13 protein-coding genes are annotated in these 15,278 nt (G+C 71.0%); 7 read left to right on the top strand and 6 right to left on the bottom strand.

Features of this window, described 5'->3' with window-relative positions; all coding sequences use genetic code 11:
• Window positions 1–457: 457 nt before the first annotated feature.
• Entirely contained in the window at window positions 458–1,033 is a 576-nt protein-coding gene (locus tag ACGF2V_RS30560; RefSeq protein WP_362627898.1) for a TerD family protein, read from the bottom strand.
• 294 nt (window positions 1,034–1,327) lie between these two features.
• Between ACGF2V_RS30560 and arfB the strand changes: the two genes are divergently transcribed.
• On the top strand, window positions 1,328–1,762 hold the full coding sequence (arfB, locus tag ACGF2V_RS30555) for an alternative ribosome rescue aminoacyl-tRNA hydrolase ArfB (protein ID WP_362627895.1): 435 nt from the start codon (window positions 1,328–1,330) through the stop codon (window positions 1,760–1,762).
• Between the two features lie 378 nt (window positions 1,763–2,140).
• Here the strand turns inward: arfB and ACGF2V_RS30550 are convergent, their stop codons facing one another.
• Window positions 2,141–2,647 (bottom strand): flavin reductase family protein, encoded by a 507-nt coding sequence (locus ACGF2V_RS30550; RefSeq protein ID WP_362627892.1) that lies wholly within the window; start codon window positions 2,645–2,647, stop codon window positions 2,141–2,143.
• A 404-nt stretch (window positions 2,648–3,051) separates the two neighbouring features.
• Between ACGF2V_RS30550 and cdgB the strand changes: the two genes are divergently transcribed.
• On the top strand, window positions 3,052–4,698 hold the full coding sequence (gene cdgB / locus ACGF2V_RS30545) for a diguanylate cyclase CdgB (RefSeq protein WP_362627889.1): 1,647 nt from the start codon (window positions 3,052–3,054) through the stop codon (window positions 4,696–4,698).
• 175 nt (window positions 4,699–4,873) lie between these two features.
• A complete protein-coding gene (locus ACGF2V_RS30540; protein WP_362711104.1) occupies window positions 4,874–5,839 on the top strand; it encodes a carbohydrate-binding protein in 966 nt (321 codons plus the stop codon).
• 245 nt (window positions 5,840–6,084) lie between these two features.
• Here the strand turns inward: ACGF2V_RS30540 and ACGF2V_RS30535 are convergent, their stop codons facing one another.
• The 4 genes from ACGF2V_RS30535 to ACGF2V_RS30520 form a co-directional block, all read right to left on the bottom strand.
• Entirely contained in the window at window positions 6,085–6,933 is an 849-nt protein-coding gene (locus tag ACGF2V_RS30535; RefSeq protein WP_362627884.1) for a class II fructose-bisphosphate aldolase, read from the bottom strand.
• A gap of 116 nt (window positions 6,934–7,049) precedes the next feature.
• Entirely contained in the window at window positions 7,050–8,075 is a 1,026-nt protein-coding gene (locus tag ACGF2V_RS30530) for a 1-phosphofructokinase family hexose kinase (RefSeq protein WP_362711102.1), read from the bottom strand.
• A gap of 351 nt (window positions 8,076–8,426) precedes the next feature.
• Entirely contained in the window at window positions 8,427–9,581 is a 1,155-nt protein-coding gene (gene nagA / locus ACGF2V_RS30525; RefSeq protein ID WP_362627879.1) for an N-acetylglucosamine-6-phosphate deacetylase, read from the bottom strand.
• On the bottom strand, window positions 9,581–10,513 hold the full coding sequence (locus tag ACGF2V_RS30520) for an ROK family protein (protein ID WP_362627877.1): 933 nt from the start codon (window positions 10,511–10,513) through the stop codon (window positions 9,581–9,583). The genes nagA and ACGF2V_RS30520 overlap by 1 nt, the downstream gene beginning before the upstream one ends.
• A gap of 360 nt (window positions 10,514–10,873) precedes the next feature.
• Here ACGF2V_RS30520 and ACGF2V_RS30515 point away from each other — a divergent pair, with 360 nt between their 5' ends.
• From ACGF2V_RS30515 to ACGF2V_RS30500, 4 genes are all read left to right on the top strand, one after another.
• On the top strand, window positions 10,874–12,121 hold the full coding sequence (locus ACGF2V_RS30515; protein WP_362627874.1) for an extracellular solute-binding protein: 1,248 nt from the start codon (window positions 10,874–10,876) through the stop codon (window positions 12,119–12,121).
• A gap of 226 nt (window positions 12,122–12,347) precedes the next feature.
• Window positions 12,348–12,638: a DUF3263 domain-containing protein gene (locus tag ACGF2V_RS30510; RefSeq protein WP_362627906.1), complete on the top strand. Its 291-nt coding sequence runs from the start codon at window positions 12,348–12,350 to the stop codon at window positions 12,636–12,638.
• Between the two features lie 356 nt (window positions 12,639–12,994).
• Window positions 12,995–13,873, top strand: a complete 879-nt coding sequence (gene otsB / locus ACGF2V_RS30505) for a trehalose-phosphatase (RefSeq protein ID WP_362711100.1) — start codon at window positions 12,995–12,997, stop codon at window positions 13,871–13,873.
• A gap of 202 nt (window positions 13,874–14,075) precedes the next feature.
• Window positions 14,076–15,095, top strand: a complete 1,020-nt coding sequence (locus ACGF2V_RS30500; protein WP_362627868.1) for a hypothetical protein — start codon at window positions 14,076–14,078, stop codon at window positions 15,093–15,095.
• The last annotated feature ends 183 nt before the right edge of the window (window positions 15,096–15,278 follow it).

Genomic DNA, 15,278 nt, shown 5'->3' with positions numbered 1-15,278 from the left:
CGTGCCCGCACAGCGCGGTGAAGCAGGAAGCCCCCGAAAGGGTCAGACGACCCAGGCCGGAATCCCTGGACTTTAGGCCAGGGAGCACGTCAAGAGCGGAGAGCGTGCCACCGAAGGATCGAGACTGACGGTGTACCAACAAATGCCTCACATTTTTTTGACCACCTCTTGTCCGTCGGGGGTGCTCTTGCGTCCGTTATTTGATGAACGTTCAGCGATTTTTGGCGCCCGTTTGATTCACGCGTGCGTACGGCATGTGATCACGCGGACGCGGCGGGCTGACGTGCGGCACACGGACGTGGCGGCCCGCAGACGTGCGGCCCGCGGGTGCGGCACGGGAACGTGTGACATGCCGTCTTGCAGTGCATGGGCGCGCGACAGGCGGGAGCCCCCGGCCGCGGACGAACGGCCGGGGGCTCCCGGTGGGTACGAATCGGGTCCGCAGGACCCGGGTACGTCAGATGTTGACGCCGAAGTCCTGGGCGATGCCGGCCAGGCCCGAGGCGTACCCCTGGCCGACCGCGCGGAACTTCCACTCCGCACCGTTGCGGTACAGCTCACCGAAGACCATGGCGGTCTCGGTGGCGGCGTCCTCGCTCAGGTCGTAACGGGCGATCTCCGAGCCACCGGCCTGGTTGACGATGCGGATGAACGCGTTGCGGACCTGGCCGAAGTTCTGGCTGCGGCTCTCGGCGTCGTAGATCGAGACCGGGAAGACGATCTTGTCGACGTCGGCCGGCAGGCCCGCCAGGTTGACGTTGATCTGCTCGTCGTCGCCCTCGCCCTGGCCCGTGACGTTGTCACCGGTGTGGACGATGGTCTGGTCGGGGGTCGACTTGTTGTTGAAGAAGACGAAGTGGCTGTCGGAGACGACCTTGCCGGCCTGGTTGACCGCGATCGCCGAGGCGTCGAGGTCGAAGTCGGTGCCGGTCGTGGTACGGACGTCCCAGCCGAGGCCGACGGTGACGGCGGTCAGGCCCGGGGCCTCCTTGGTGAGGGAGACGTTGCCGCCCTTGGACAGGCTTACAGCCATGGGAAGTCCCTTTCATCGTCGAGTGCGGGCTTCATGTCATCACGAAGCTACCGTCACTGGTCATAACGTGGACAAGGGACCACAAGGTTCCTGCTCCCTTTACTTTCTTTGCCGAAGTCCCCCGGTCGGCCCGTCCCGTACAGCCGGTCGGCCCGGTTCAGGTGGCCCGGCTGTACCGCGAAGGCATGGCCGTACGGCAAAGAAACCAGCCGTGCGGCAAGAGGAGCCCTCGTTCGGCAAGAGGGGCGCCTGTACGGCAAAAGAAGGTGACGAACGCCCGGTGGCGCGGGGAACATGGGTGTCATGTCCGGGCCCTATGTCATCCGCGGCTCGGTCTCCCTGCCGGAGGCCGAGCTCATGTGGCGTTTCTCGCGCTCCTCCGGCCCCGGCGGACAGCACGTCAACACCAGCGATTCCCAGGTGGAGCTGCGCTTCGACCTCGCGGCGACCGAGGCGCTGCCCCAGGTGTGGAAGGAGCGGGCGCTCCAGCGTCTGGAGAACAGGCTCGTGGGCGGGGTCGTCGTGGTGCGGGCGTCCGAGCACCGGTCCCAGTGGCGCAACCGGGAGACGGCGCTCGTACGGCTCGCCGCCCTGCTGGCCGAGGCCACGGCGCCGCCGCCCAAGCCGCGCCGCAAAACCAGGATCCCGCGCGGTATCAACGAGCGCCGACTGCGCGAGAAGAAGCAGCGAGGCGAGACGAAGCGCGGTCGCTCCGGCCGCGACTGGTGACGGCCGCCGCAAGGCGCTCGGCCGCGCGACGATCCGTAGCGCGTCGCCCCTGACAGGCGATACGCCCCGGTGATCCGTGCCACGTCGCCTCTACGGACGATCCGCGCCGACGGTCCGCACCGCACGCCCGTTGTCGGCGATCCGTGCCGACGGGTCCGCGCCGTACGCCCGTTGTCGGCGATCCGTGCCGACGGGTCCGCACCGTACGGCCCTGTACCAGCGATCCGCACGGTCGCCGTACCGGCGACCTGTGCCGCCGCTGACAGGTGATACGCGCCGCACGACCCTGTACGCCGCGAACCCGTGCCGCACGCAGCCCCGTACCCCGCAACCCGCTCCGCATGACCCTGTACGCCGGGGAACCCGCACTGTGCCCCCTCACCCCAGGCGCCGGTACCGCCCCCGGAAGTACATCAGCGGCGAGCCGTCCCCGCTCGGCAGGGCCGCGCTCAGCACGCGGCCGATCACCAGCGTGTGATCGCCGGCGAGGACCCGCTGTTCGGTGCGGCACTCCAGGGTGGCCAGCGCGCCGCCGACCAGAGGCGCGCCGGTGAACTCCCCTCTCCGGTAGGGGATGTCCTCGAACAGCAGCCTGTCGCTGATCCGGCCCTTCATCGCGAACCGCCCGGCGATGTGCCGCTGGCTCTCGGCGAGCACGGAGACCGCCCACAGCGGCTGCTGCGCCAGCAGGTCGTCCATCCGTGAGTCGTTGCGCAGGCTGACCATGACCAGCGGAGGGTTCAGCGACACCGACATGAAGGCGGTCGCCGTCATCCCGACGTCCTCGCCGATCCCCTTCTCGTCCAGGGGTGGTTCCTCGGCTGTGACCAGTACGACTCCGGCGGCCAGGCGGGCCAGCGCGGCTCGGAACTCATCATTGCTCACCCCCTCAGCATGGGGGAGGAGGCCCTGGGGAGTGGGGCCGGAACGCGGGGCGGGGGACTCTGTCTGCAACACACCGGCACGCTATCCGTGGCCGGGGCGAGGCCGCATCGGGCCAGGGGACCAGCCTGGTCCTAGGACCCCGTCCCCGGACTGCAACGCCCCGATTTGCGGTCAAGAAAGGGACGGACGGCATCGGCCCGGTGTCGGGACTCCTTTACCATCTTTTGTGACTTGACTCACAGAGGGCGGTATTCGCTGACCCTGTGTACCGACGGCACAGCTCACTGTGATTCAGTGGCCGTGACACTTCAATGAGTAAGTCACCTAAGCGGGGCATCCACGTACGTCAGCAAGTGCGCCGATATGAACCTGGAGTGCTGTCGAGGTCTCGGGGAGTGCGAGTAATGGAGGCCGAGTCGGAGCCGTACGTCCGTCTTTCGACGCTGCGGCAACTGCACCAGGCCGTGGCCGACCTGAATACGGCGCGGAGCCTGGCCGACACCGTGCAGACCGTGGCCGACGGAATCGTCACGGGTCTCGGCTACGGACTGGCCTGTGTGAACCTGGTCCGGGCCGACGGAGACCTCGTCGTCGCCGCCTTCGCGGGCAACAGTGCCGCGGAGGCCCTCATCACCGGGCGCATCGGTTCGCGTGCCTCCTGGGAGCGCAGGCTGGCCATGGGCGAGGTGTGGGACCAGCTCCGCTTCATACCCCACACGGACGGCTGGGTCCTCCTCGACGACGACGTACCGCAGTGGCACACCGAGGGCCCCGAGCCCCGCTTCGAGGACGAATGGCACCCCCAGGACCGCCTCTACGCGCCGATGTACGCCTCCGGAGACGGACGCGATCTGCTGGGCGTCATATCCGTCGACCGCCCGCGCAACGGCCGCCGCCCCGGCGCCTGGGGTCGGGAGGCCCTTCAGATCTACGCCTCGCAGGCGGCCATTGCGATCAGTAACGCCCGGCTCAGAGCAAACATGCAGCGGGCCCTGGTCCGTCTGGAGCGGGAACAGCAGGCACTGCGCGCCAGCGAGGAGTCCTTCCGCCAGGCATTCGAGTACGCACCCAGCGGCATGGCCATCGCCGAGATGGGCGGCGACCAGCACGGCCGGCTGCTGCGCACCAACGACGCCCTGTGCAGGCTGCTCGGCCGCCCCGCGTCCGTGCTCCGCCGCTACTCCTTCGCCGACCTCGTCCACCCCGAGGACATCGGCACCCTGCTGCGCACTTCCGCCGAGGGCGGCCGCGCCGAACTTCGACTGGGGCGGCGGGACGGCAGCTACCTCTGGGTGTCGCTGCGCAACTCGGTCGTCGCCGACACCGCTGACGGACCGCGCTTCCTGCTCACCCACGTCGAGGACATCGAGGAGCGCAAGCGCCACGAACTGCATCTGGCGCACCGGGCCTCGCACGACGCGCTCACCGGCCTGCCGAACAGCGCGGAGCTGCGTTCCCGGCTCAGCTCGCGGCTCTGTGAACGCCCCGACGCGGTCGCCGCCACCGCGGTCGAGGCGCTGGACGCGGCGTACGCCGACATCGACGCCGACCCGGAGGCGCGGACGCACGGTTACGACGTGGACATGGGGCCCGACGGCGTGTACGACCACCATGTGCACGCCGTCGCCCCGGAGACCGAGCAGGACGACGGGGCGAAGGGGCTCGCGGTCCTCTTCTGTGACCTCGACGGTTTCAAGTCCATCAACGACCGTTTCGGGCACCACACCGGTGACGCGGTGCTGATCGAGGTCGCCCGTCGCCTCAGCGCCTGTGTGCGCGACGGCGACACCGTCGCGCGTCTGGGCGGCGACGAGTTCGTCGTCCTGGCCGACGGGCTCGGAGCGGTGGACGCCGCCGATCTGGCCGTACGCCTCCGCAACGCGATCATCCCGCCGATCCGGGTCGACGGCCGGGCGGTGCGGGTCGGGGCCAGCTTCGGTATCGGCTGGGCCGCCTGCGGCATGACGGCCGAGGAGGTGCTGGCCTCCGCCGACCAGCGCATGTACGTGGAGAAGCGGTCCCGGTCGAAGGTCAACCGCCGGGCCGGTTGACGTTCACGCAGGGATGAGTCCCTGATCCGAAGCGGGCAGGGAGCGGTTACAGGGAGCGGTTACAGGACGTGCGACGGCAATTCTTGGTGTGGCCCGTTCGGGGTAGGCTCGGCCGGTCGGCCACGGCAGGCGATATACGGCGACGGCTGGCGAGATGGTGAGGAGTGACCAGGGAATGACGGCCGGGAACAACGGCGCAAACACGCCCGAGGACGACGATCCGTTCGGCTACCTGTACCAGGACGGGCAGGCGTCCGGCGCACAGTCGCCACGGCAGGGCGGTTACGGCTACCCCCCGGTGGCCCAGCCCGGTGTGCCCCGGACCTCGTACAACCAGGTGCGGGCCGTCGGTGAGCGCCAGTACGGGCAGCAGGTGCCGCCGCAGCAGCAGCCGTACGGCGGGTCGAGCGCCCAGTACGCCGCCCCGGAGACCTACCCCGGCGGCGCCCCCGCCGGACACGCCCCGCAGCAGCCCGGCCGCGTCGGCCCCGGTGGTCCAGGCGGCTCCGGCAAGGGCGGCCCGAACACCAAGGGCCTGCTGATCGGCGCGGTCGCGGTGGTTCTGGTCGTGCTCGTCGGCATCGGCGCCATGCTGCTCACGAACCAGGACGGCGACAAGGACCGGAAGAAGGACGAGGCCACCTCCTCCCAGTCCCCCTCCGATCAGGTCGAGGAGTCCCCGCAGCCCAAGCAGACCACCGCCGCCGAGGCCCCGCCGGAGCTGCCCAAGCAGGACGCGGCGACGCTGAAGCTCGGCGGCACGGCCCGGCTGGACAACAGCACCAAGGGCGCGAAGAGCGTCAACGGGCAGTACATCAACCTCAACGAGGTCGGCAGGTCGGCGACCTGGGCGGTCGATGTGCCAAAGGCCGGTCCGTACACACTGTTCGTGACGTACGGAGTGCCGGGCAAGGACGCCAAGACGTCGCTCACGATCAACTCCGAAGCCCCGCGCGGCATCAACATGGACAACTTCGCGAACGCGGAGGAGGGCGACCTGGAAAAGGGCTGGACGACCACGTTCTCCTGGCTCCAGCTCAACAAGGGCCAGAACACGATCACGATCTCGTGCAACGAGGGCGACCAGTGCGACGCCAACCTGGACCAGCTCTCGCTGAAGGCCGGTCACGTGAAGCGCTGACTGACCCGCCCGCGCCACCCCAGGAACGGACGTCGGCGGCCCCCGCGACGCATCCGCTTCCCCTCCCCGCCGCAGCCGGCCCCCTCGCCTTCGGGCCAGGGGGCCGGGCTTTCCCGCAGGTCCGGCTTTCGTGTGGGGCGGTTCTTCCGCCGGTCCCGGCTTTTCACAGGTGGGGATTCCGCGCCGGTCCGGCTTTTTGCAGGTTCGGATTCCGCGCCGGTCCGGCTTTCCATCGGGCGGGGTGGTCAGCCCATCAGCGCAAGGAACTCCGCCACCGTCGCCGCCATCGCTTCGCGGCCCGGCGCGATGTACTTGCGGGGGTCCACGCCCGTGGTGTTCTCGGCCAGGTACGCCCGCACCGCGCCGGTGAACGCCGTGTTGAGCGCCGTACCCACGTTGATCTTGACCATGCCGGAGGCGACGGCCCGGCGGATCTCGTCGTCCGGGACGCCGCTGGAGCCGTGCAGCACCAGCGGCACCGGGACCGCGTCGCGCAGCCGGCCGATCAGTTCGTGGTCCAGGGCGGCGGTGCGCTCGGTCATGGCGTGCGAGGAGCCGACCGCGACGGCCAGCGCGTCCACACCGGTGTCACGGACGTACGCGGCTGCCTCGGCCGGGTCGGTACGGACACCAGGGGCATGGGCGTCGAGCAGGGGCTCGCCCTCCTTGCCGCCGACCTTGCCGAGTTCGGCCTCGACCCAGATGCCGTGCTCATGCCCCCAGGCCACCGCCTCGGCGGTGACCCGCACGTTCTCCTCGTAACCGAGCTTGGAGGCGTCGAACATCACCGAGCCGAACCCCTCCGCGTGCGCCTGGTGGAGCAGGTCCACGGATTCCACGTGGTCGAGGTGGAGCGCGAGCGGGGCGCCGGAGGCACGGGCGACGGCGGCGGCCGCGGCGGCCACGGGGGAGAGCTGTCCGCCGTGGAACTTCACGGCGTTCTCGGAGATCTGCAGGATGGCGGGCGCCCCGGCGCGCTCCGCACCTGCGGCTATGGCTTCTGCGTGCTCCAGCGTGATGACATTGAAGGCGGCAACCCCGCGTCCCTCGGCCTGGGCGGCGGAGACGATTCCACTGGTGCTCACGAGCGGCATGCTGACCTCTGTTGCTTATGTGCTGAACGGCCCGACCGGGCGTGGTGGACCGGGCGGGCCGGTGCGGGGCGGCCCTCGAACCGGCCGCGTCCGATCGGGACGGTACGGGTGGCGGTTCAGGCCGCCGTGGTGTGATCCTCGACGCCGACGCGCGGCAGCAGCTCCTCGTACGCCGCGCGGTCGAAGTCGCCGGCCGTCGGGGAGAGCACGGTCGCCGTCGACAGTGCCACCGCCCGCCGCAGCCGCTCCGGCCAGCTCAGTCCCTCGACGAGACCGGACAACACCCCGGCCACCGCGGAGTCGCCCGCACCGGTCGGGTTGCCCAGGACCTTGGCGGGCGGGGACGCCTGCCAGACGCCGTCGGGGGTGAGCGCCAGCATGCCCTCAGGGCCGAGCGACGCGACGACCGCGTGCGCGCCGCGGCGGCGGGCGTCACGGCTGGCGCGCAGCGGGTCGCGGGAGCCGGTGAGCTGGGCGAGCTCGTCGGCGTTCGGCTTGATCAGGTCGGGGCGGGCGGCGATCCCTCGGCGCAGCGGCTCACCGCCGGTGTCGAGGAGTACGGGGACGCCGGCCGCACGGGCGGAGCGGACCAGTTCGGCGTAGGCGCCGACGTGGATGCCGGGCGGCAGGCTGCCGCAGAGGGCGACGGCGTCGGCCCCGGCGAGCAACTCCTCGTACCGGGCGAGGAGGGCGGACCATTCGTCGGCGCTGACGAGCGGACCGGGTTCGTTGAGCTGGGTGGTGTCGCCGGTGGCCCGGGCGACGACGGCGATGGTGCGACGGGTGTTCCCGGCGACGGTGACGAGGGCGTCGGTGATCGGTGCGGGCGCGGGGGCGGGGGCTGAAACGGGGGCTGGGGCTGAGGCGTCGGTGGTCCGAGTGGGGGCCGGGGCAGTCGCGGATATCGAGTCCCGGGGCGACAGGTCGGCCAGCAGCTCGCGCAGCACCGCTCCGGTCGCGCCCCCGGCGAAGCCCGTGACCACCGTTTCATGGCCGAGGGCCGCGAGCACCCGAGCCACGTTGAGGCCCTTGCCTCCGGGGCGCTCGGAGATGTCGCTGACGCGGTGGCTGGCGTGCGGGACGAGCTCCGGGACGCCGTACGTCAGGTCGAGTGCCGTATTCAGTGTGACCGTGAGGATCACCGCGGCCGCTCCCTCGATGCCTGCCTGAAGCGCGACTCCTCGGGGCGGAATGCGCTTTCTCTGCCTGTTTGCGGGCGATCGGGCCGCCCGGGTGCCGGACGATCATGTCAAAAAGGCGGCGGTCGGCCCAGACCTCTGTGCCAACCGCCGTCTCTTCGTTACGCATTCGATCCGCCGTCACCAGCCGTCAATGGTGGTGAGCACCGCATGCGGTCGCTCGCTGGGCGCACGCGGTCGCCCTCGCTGGTTGCACGCGATCGTTCGCTGGTCGCACGATCGCGGACACCTATCGATCGATCGGCCGCCAATCGGCCGCGGGCAACCGCGAACGGCCGATGCGGGAGGGCGGAATCAGTCGGTCCAGGGCTTGCTGATCCATTCGCCCCTGCGCATGACGCCCTTGAGCGTGAAGTCCGCGTCCAGGACCACCAGGTCCGCGTCCTTGCCCGGTTCCAGTGAGCCGACCCTGTCGTACATGCCGAGGAGACGGGCCGGATTGGCGGAGATGGACCGCACGACGTCATCGACCGGGATCCGGTCGATGGTCACGGCGCGGTGGAACGCGGTGTCCAGGGTGAGTGTGGAGCCCGCGATCGAGTTGCCCTCGACCAGTCGCGCGACGCCGTCCTTGACCTCGACCGCCAGCGGGCCGAGCTGGTAGTGCCCGTCGCCGAACCCGGCCGCGTCCATGGCGTCGGTGATCAGCGCGACGCGGTCGGCGCCCGCGTGGTGATAGGCCAGCTCCAGGGCGGCGGGGTGCAGATGCGTACCGTCGTTGATCAGCTCGACCGTGACCCGCTCGTCCTCCAGGAGGGCCGCGATCGGGCCGGGCGCGCGGTGGGCCAGCGGCGGCATCGCGTTGAACAGGTGCGTGGCGACGGTGGCGCCCGCGTCGATCGCCTCGACGGTCTGCTCGTACGTGGCGTCCGTGTGACCGATGGCGGCGATGACGCCGTGCTCGGCGAGCAGCCGCACCGACTCGATGCCGCCGGGAAGCTCGGTGGCGAGGGTGAACATCTTCGCGGTGCCGCGCGCCGCGTCCATAAGTTTGCGGACCTCGGCCGGGTCGGGGTGGCGCAGCAGGTCCTCGCTGTGCGCGCCCTTGCGGCACGGCGAGATGAACGGCCCCTCGAAGTGGATGCCGGCCAGGTCGCCCTGCTCGACCAGTTCGGACAGGATGCCGGCCCGCTGGGCCAGGAAGTCCAGTTCGCCCGTGACCGTGGAGGCGACCAGCGTGGTGGTGCCGTGCTCGCGGTGGGTGCGGATTCCGGTGAGGACCTCGTCGACGGTTCCCGAGGTGAAGGAGGCGCCGCCGCCGCCGTGGTTGTGCATGTCGACGAAGCCCGGGACCAGCCAGTGGCCGCTCAGATCGACGATCCGGGCGTCCTTCGGGGCCGAGCCGACGATCCGGGTGCCTTCGACGATCACCCGTCCGTCCTCGACGGTCCCGGTGGGGAGAACCACCCGGGCACCTGCGAGAACCGTGCTGTCTGCGCGTTCGGCCATCAGGCGGATACCTCCGTGGAGAGAAGATCCCAGGCGAGCAGCCCTGCGCCCAGGCATCCGGCGGTGTCCCCGAGGGCCGCCGGGACGATGTGGGGCAGCTTCTGGAACGTGATGCGTTCCTCGACGGCCGCACGGAGCGGTGTGAACAACGTTTCTCCGGCTTCGGCGAGTCCGCCACCGATGATGAGCATGCGGGGGTCGAGCAGCGTCACGGCGGTGACCAGCCCGGCGGCGAGCGCGTCGACGGCGTTCCGCCAGACCTCCATGGCCGCGGGGTCGCCCGACTCGACGGCCTTCGCGCAGTCCGCGGCGTCCGCCATCGGGTCGCCGGACGCGGCGGCCCAGGCCCGTGTCACCGCGGAGGCCGAGGCCAGGGTCTCCAGACAGCCCCGCTGGCCGCAGCCGCATTCCGGGCCGTCCGGGCGGACCACGATGTGGCCGATCTCGCCCGCGTAGCCGTGCGCGCCCTCCTCGATGGTGCCCGCTATGCCGATGGCTCCGGCGATCCCGGTGCCCAGCGGCAGGAAGAGGAAGCGGTCGGTGCCCTTGCCCGCCCCGATCCGCCCCTCGGCGAGCCCGCCGGTGCGCACGTCGTGACCGAGGGCCACGGGGACACCGCCGAGCCGCTCGCCGAGCAGCCGTCGCATGGGCACGTCGCGCCAGCCCAGGTTCGAGGCGTAGACCGCGATCCCGTTCCCGGGGTCGACGATGCCGGGAACGGCGACACCGGCGGCGAGGGCGCTCTCACCGAGGTGCTCCTCGCCGTGCGCGCGCAGGTCCGCAGCGAAGGCGAGGATCGACTCCACGACGGCCTCGGGACCGCGCTCCCTGCCGGTGGCCCGCCGCGCCTCGTGCAACAGGGTGCCGTCGGTCCCGACCAGAGCGGCCTTCATTCCGGTGCCGCCCACATCGAGGGCGATGACGTGTTTCACGGGAAACAGTCTTGCCCGAGTGACCCCAATAGGTCTAGTCCACTCATCCAGTTTGTTGCGAATGCATACAAAATGGCCTCCCGGGCACCGACGCCCTTTGTCGCGGTCCGCCCGGCAGGTCCGGCGAGTGGCGGGGGAAGGCGCAGATCGTTCGGGCGAAGTCCCGTGGTGTGCAAGCCTGTTCTCCGGCCGATTCGGGTCGAGGGGCAGGCGATTCGCGTCAACCGGGCGCCACGCGGGCCCCGTTGTGACAGCGAAAGCTCGTTGGTATAGACCTTCGGTGGTCGACCGGGAAGGGTCCCGGCTCGTCCGGGGGGCCTCATGAGAACGGAACTGGGTGTGCGGCGGCGGTACTTGGGAATGACGGCGGCTGTGGCCGCGATGGGGATGATCGCGGTGCTCGCGGGATGCGGCGGAGGTGGAGACGGCTCGGGTGAGGTCACCCTCCGGCTCGTCGCGGCGGACTACGGCACCGGCGCGGCCAACAGCTCCAAGAAGTACTGGGACGGCCTCGTCAAGGGCTTCGAGGCGTCCCACCCCGGCATCAAGGTCGACGTCAGCGTCCGCTCGTGGAAGAACATCGACCGCGAAGTCGCCACGATGGTGAAGAACGGGCGGGCCCCCGACATCGCCCAGATCAGTGCCTACGCCGACTACGCGAAGGCCGACAAGCTCTACCGGGCCGACGAACTGGTCTCCATACGCACCCAGGCCAATTTCCTTCCCCGCCTGACGGACGCGGGCAGCCTGGCCCGTACCCAGTACGGGCTGCCGTTCGTCGCCAGTACCCGGCTGCTCTTCTACAACAAGACGCTGTTCGCCGAGGCGGGCCTGTCCGCCCCGCAGACCTGGGACGACATCCGCGACGACGCGGCGGTACTGGAGCAGCGCGGTGTGACGTACCCCTTCGCGCTGCCCCTCGGTCCGGAGGAGTCCCAGGCCGAGACCATGATGTGGCTGCTCGGCGGGGGCGGCGGCTTCGTGGACGACTCCGGTTCGTACGAGTTCGACTCGCCCGAGAACGTCAGGACGTTCGACTGGCTGAGGACGAACCTGGTCGGAAAGGGCCTGGTGGGCCCCGTCGCGCCCGGCGATCTCGACCGGGGCAAGGCGTTCGCCGCGTTCACGCGCGGCGAGGTCGGCATGCTGAACGGACACCCGACGCTGATGCGGGAGGCGCGGAAGAACGGGATCTCCGTCGGCATGGTGCCGATGCCGGGCATCGACGGACCCGGCGCGAGTCCGGTGGGCGTCGCCGACTGGATCATGGGCTTCAAGCAGAACGGCCACCGGGTGCAGCTGGGCAAGTTCTTCGAGTACCTCTTCACCGACAAGAACGTCATCGAGTTCGCCGACCAGTACGGCCTGCTGCCGGTCACCGGCAGCGCCTCCGCCGCGATGGAGGCCGACGCGGAGCACAAGCCGCTACGGAAGTTCCTGGCCGCGTTGCCCCACGCGGAGTTCTACCCGTACGGCAAGACGTCCTGGGCCCGGACCAACGAGTCGATCAGGGAGAACATCGGCAAGGCGGTCGCTCCGGACCAGAGCCCCGCGAGCGTGCTGGGGAGGATCGCGCGGGACGCGGCGGCCGCGGAGGTCCCGAGGTAGGAGCGGGGTGGCGGTCCTCCGGCCGGGCGATAGGTTGGCTGATATGACCACCCCCGAGCACGGCCCCGACGACACGGCCCGTCCGGCCGAACCGGTCGGTCCCGCCGAACCGGTCGGCCCGGTCGAACCGCCCCACCCGACCGCCCCATCTGCCCCGACCGGGGCGGACGCCCCGTCCGAGGCGTCCGCCCCGACCGATTCCGTGGAACCGTTGTCTCCGTCAGGTCTGTCGGGCTCGTCCGGTCCGTCCGACGGCCCTGGCGGACAGGACGCATCCGAGGCGCCGGACGCATCCGGCCTCTCCGACCGCGACCGCGCCGTGCTGGCCGTGGAGCGGCGGTCGTGGGCGGGTCCCGGGGCCAAGGAACGGGCCATCCGCGAGCGGCTCGGCATCTCGCCCACGCGCTACTACCAGTTGTTGAACGCGCTCCTCGACGACCGCCGGGCGCTGGCGGAGGACCCGGTGACGGTGAACCGCCTGCGCCGTGTCCGGGACGCCCGCCGCGAGCGCCGCTGACGCGCAGTCCCCCCTTCGCTTCCCCTGCGAGCGCCGCTGACGCGCAGTCCCCCCTTCGCTTCCCCTGCGAACGCCGCTGACGCGCAGTCCCCCCTTCGCTTCCCCTGCGAACGCCGCTGACGCAGCCCGCCCCGCCGCGAGCGCCGCCACGGCGAAGTTCCCGCGGAAGAAGCCGTCCCCCGCAGACCCCCGCCGAGCCTTGGCCGCGAGCCGTGCCGGATGAGCTCTGGCCGCGGTTCGTCCCTGCCGAGCCTGGCCGCGGTTCGTGCCCGCGAGCCGTGACCAGGAATCCGTCGCCGCGACCGGCCCGCCGCGATCGCTGCCCACCCTCCACCCACCGCCTATAGGCTCGCCCTATGGGCAGCAACCCGCACGCACCCGCGCCGAGCGCGACCCCGTCCGAGTTCCCGACCCCCACCACCCCGGCCGGCCGGGAGGCGCTCGCAGCGATCCTCGCGCGCCCGGACCGTGCCGTCATCGCACTCGACTTCGACGGGACGCTCGCCGACATCGTCCCGGACCCGGATCAGGCCCGCGCCCACCCCGGCGCCGTCGATGCCCTCGCCGCCCTCGCCCCGAAAGTGGCCTCCGTCGCGGTGATCACGGGCCGCCCGGCCGGTGTCGCGGTCCGGCACGGCGGCTTCGCCGGGGTGGCGGGCCTCGACCACCTCGTCGTTCTCGGCCACTACGGCGCCGAGCGCTGGGACGCGGTCACCGGCACCGTCCAGGCCCCCGCCCCGCACCCCGGCGTGGCCGCGGCCCGCGCCGAGCTGCCCGGCGTGCTCGACCGGAACGGCGCCTGGCACGGCACCTGGATCGAGGAGAAGGGCCGGGCACTCGCCGTCCACACCCGCCGCGCCGCCGACCCGCAGGGCGCCTTCGAGGCCCTGCGCGAACCCCTCGCCGCGCTCGCCGCCCGCCATGGGCTGATCGTCGAACCCGGTCGCCTGGTGCTGGAGCTGCGCCCGCCCGGCGTGGACAAGGGCGTCGCGCTCGCGCGATACCTCCACGAGGCGGACGCCGAGTCCGTCCTGTACGCGGGCGACGACCTCGGCGACCTCGCCGCGTACGCCGCCGTCGAGAAGCTCCGCACCGAGGGCCCCGACGGCATCCCGGGCCTGCTGGTCTGCAGCGGCAGTGCGGAGGTCACCGAGCTGGCCGACCGCGCCGACCTCCTGCTGGACGGCCCGCCCGCCGTCGTACGCTACCTGGCGGCCCTGGCCTCACGCCTCTGAGCCGTCAACGGTTCAGTGCGGCGGAAGTCACGGCCGCCGCCCCCCGTCCCGGCCAGGAGCGGGGATGACGGGTGTCCGGGCACGCACCGACCCACGGGCCGACCCAGGGGCGAGCCAGAGGGCAGAGGTAGCAGCAGCGGCAGAGGACAGAGGCGGCAGTGGGGCGGGGGATGCAGTGGCGGTTTCGTGGGCGGCGCGGAGGTTGCTCGACAGGTACGCCGGTGATCCGACGACGGTGAACTGGCAGTGGGAGTCGATGGCCGTGGACGTGGTACTGCGGTACGGGTCCCGCTCCGACGCGGAGGCGCTGCTTCCGGTGTTCCTGGACGATCCCGGAGCGCGTGAGCAACTGATTCCGGTCTTCGCCCGGCACGGAGACGCCGACGTGGCCGAAAGGCTGCTGGAGGCGAGTGTCCGGGCGGGCAGGTTGCGCGACGGTGTGCCGGCCGGTGTGCTGCACGCTCTCGGCTGCCTGGGGTGCGAGTCGGCCGAGCGGATGCTGTGGGAGCACGTCGAGGGCGGCTATGACGAGTCGGTGTACGCCTGTCTGGGGTTGGCGCACCTGCCGTGCCGGGATCTGCGCGCCGAGATCGCGGAGGCTCTGGAACGGCACGTCGGTTCTCCCCTGTTCCCCGAGTTCCTGCCGGTCCTCGCGACGAAGACGGGTGATCCGACATGGCTGAAGAGGCTCGTCGAATGGGGCGAGGGGGCCGCGTCCACGGACTGCAACGGTGGGCTGATCCTGGGGATCGCGCTGCACGGTGACGCCGGGCGCGCCGCGTTCACGCGGCTGCTGTGGAACCCGCGCTGGGAGGCATACGGAGGCGGCACGGGATCGGACCGCTGCGCGTACATGGGTGCGCGCGCGCTGGGCCTGGGAACGGCGGAGCTGTACGAGGATCTGGTCGCGCGACTGACGTCCGGTACGGGCGCTGACGATCCGTGGCACTGCATCCGGACCTTTGCCTCGCTTCTGAGGCACCGGGTGGAGCGCAGATGGCCCGGTCTGCGCATGGTGGCCGATCGGGACGAGAGCGGCGAAGCCCTGTGCAGCCTGCTGTTCGACTGGTCGACGCCTCACGAGGACGACTCGTTGGTCGGCCTTGCCGGTCGCGTGCTCGACCGCGACGACCCGCTCATCACCACGCTGCACCACTTGGAGGCGTTGTTGCGGAGTGAGGCGAGACACGAGCTGGAACTGCATGCGGTCGCGCCTCGTTGACGCGAGCGTCCGCACGGCTCCGCAGGTTCCGTCCACACCGGACCTGTGGGTTACAGCCGCCCCGGGCCGTCCCTGCCGTCCCGATCGTCCTAGGTGTTCTGTCCCGGGAGGTTGTGGACGGGTGAGCCAGATCTCGGCTGAGGGATCTTGAACGGGTGAGGGCCTTCCGGTTTGGTGTGGATT

The organism is Streptomyces sp. NPDC047982, from assembly GCF_043204165.1.
GTDB lineage: Bacteria > Actinomycetota > Actinomycetes > Streptomycetales > Streptomycetaceae > Streptomyces.
The sequence above is the reverse complement of the archived record's forward strand: the minus strand, read 5'-3'. Positions and strand labels throughout refer to the sequence as shown.

Excerpts from the sequence above, each read along its gene's own strand:
- otsB (WP_362711100.1), top strand. The coding sequence starts at position 12,995 with ATGGGCAGCAACCCGCACGCACCCGCGCCGAGCGCGACCCCGTCCGAG.
- arfB (WP_362627895.1), top strand. The coding sequence starts at position 1,328 with ATGGGTGTCATGTCCGGGCCCTATGTCATCCGCGGCTCGGTCTCCCTG.
- nagA (WP_362627879.1), bottom strand. The coding sequence starts at position 9,581 with ATGGCCGAACGCGCAGACAGCACGGTTCTCGCAGGTGCCCGGGTGGTT.
- ACGF2V_RS30560 (WP_362627898.1), bottom strand. The coding sequence starts at position 1,033 with ATGGCTGTAAGCCTGTCCAAGGGCGGCAACGTCTCCCTCACCAAGGAG.
- ACGF2V_RS30535 (WP_362627884.1), bottom strand. The coding sequence starts at position 6,933 with ATGCCGCTCGTGAGCACCAGTGGAATCGTCTCCGCCGCCCAGGCCGAG.
- ACGF2V_RS30540 (WP_362711104.1), top strand. The coding sequence starts at position 4,874 with ATGACGGCCGGGAACAACGGCGCAAACACGCCCGAGGACGACGATCCG.
- cdgB (WP_362627889.1), top strand. The coding sequence starts at position 3,052 with ATGGAGGCCGAGTCGGAGCCGTACGTCCGTCTTTCGACGCTGCGGCAA.
- ACGF2V_RS30515 (WP_362627874.1), top strand. The coding sequence starts at position 10,874 with ATGACGGCGGCTGTGGCCGCGATGGGGATGATCGCGGTGCTCGCGGGA.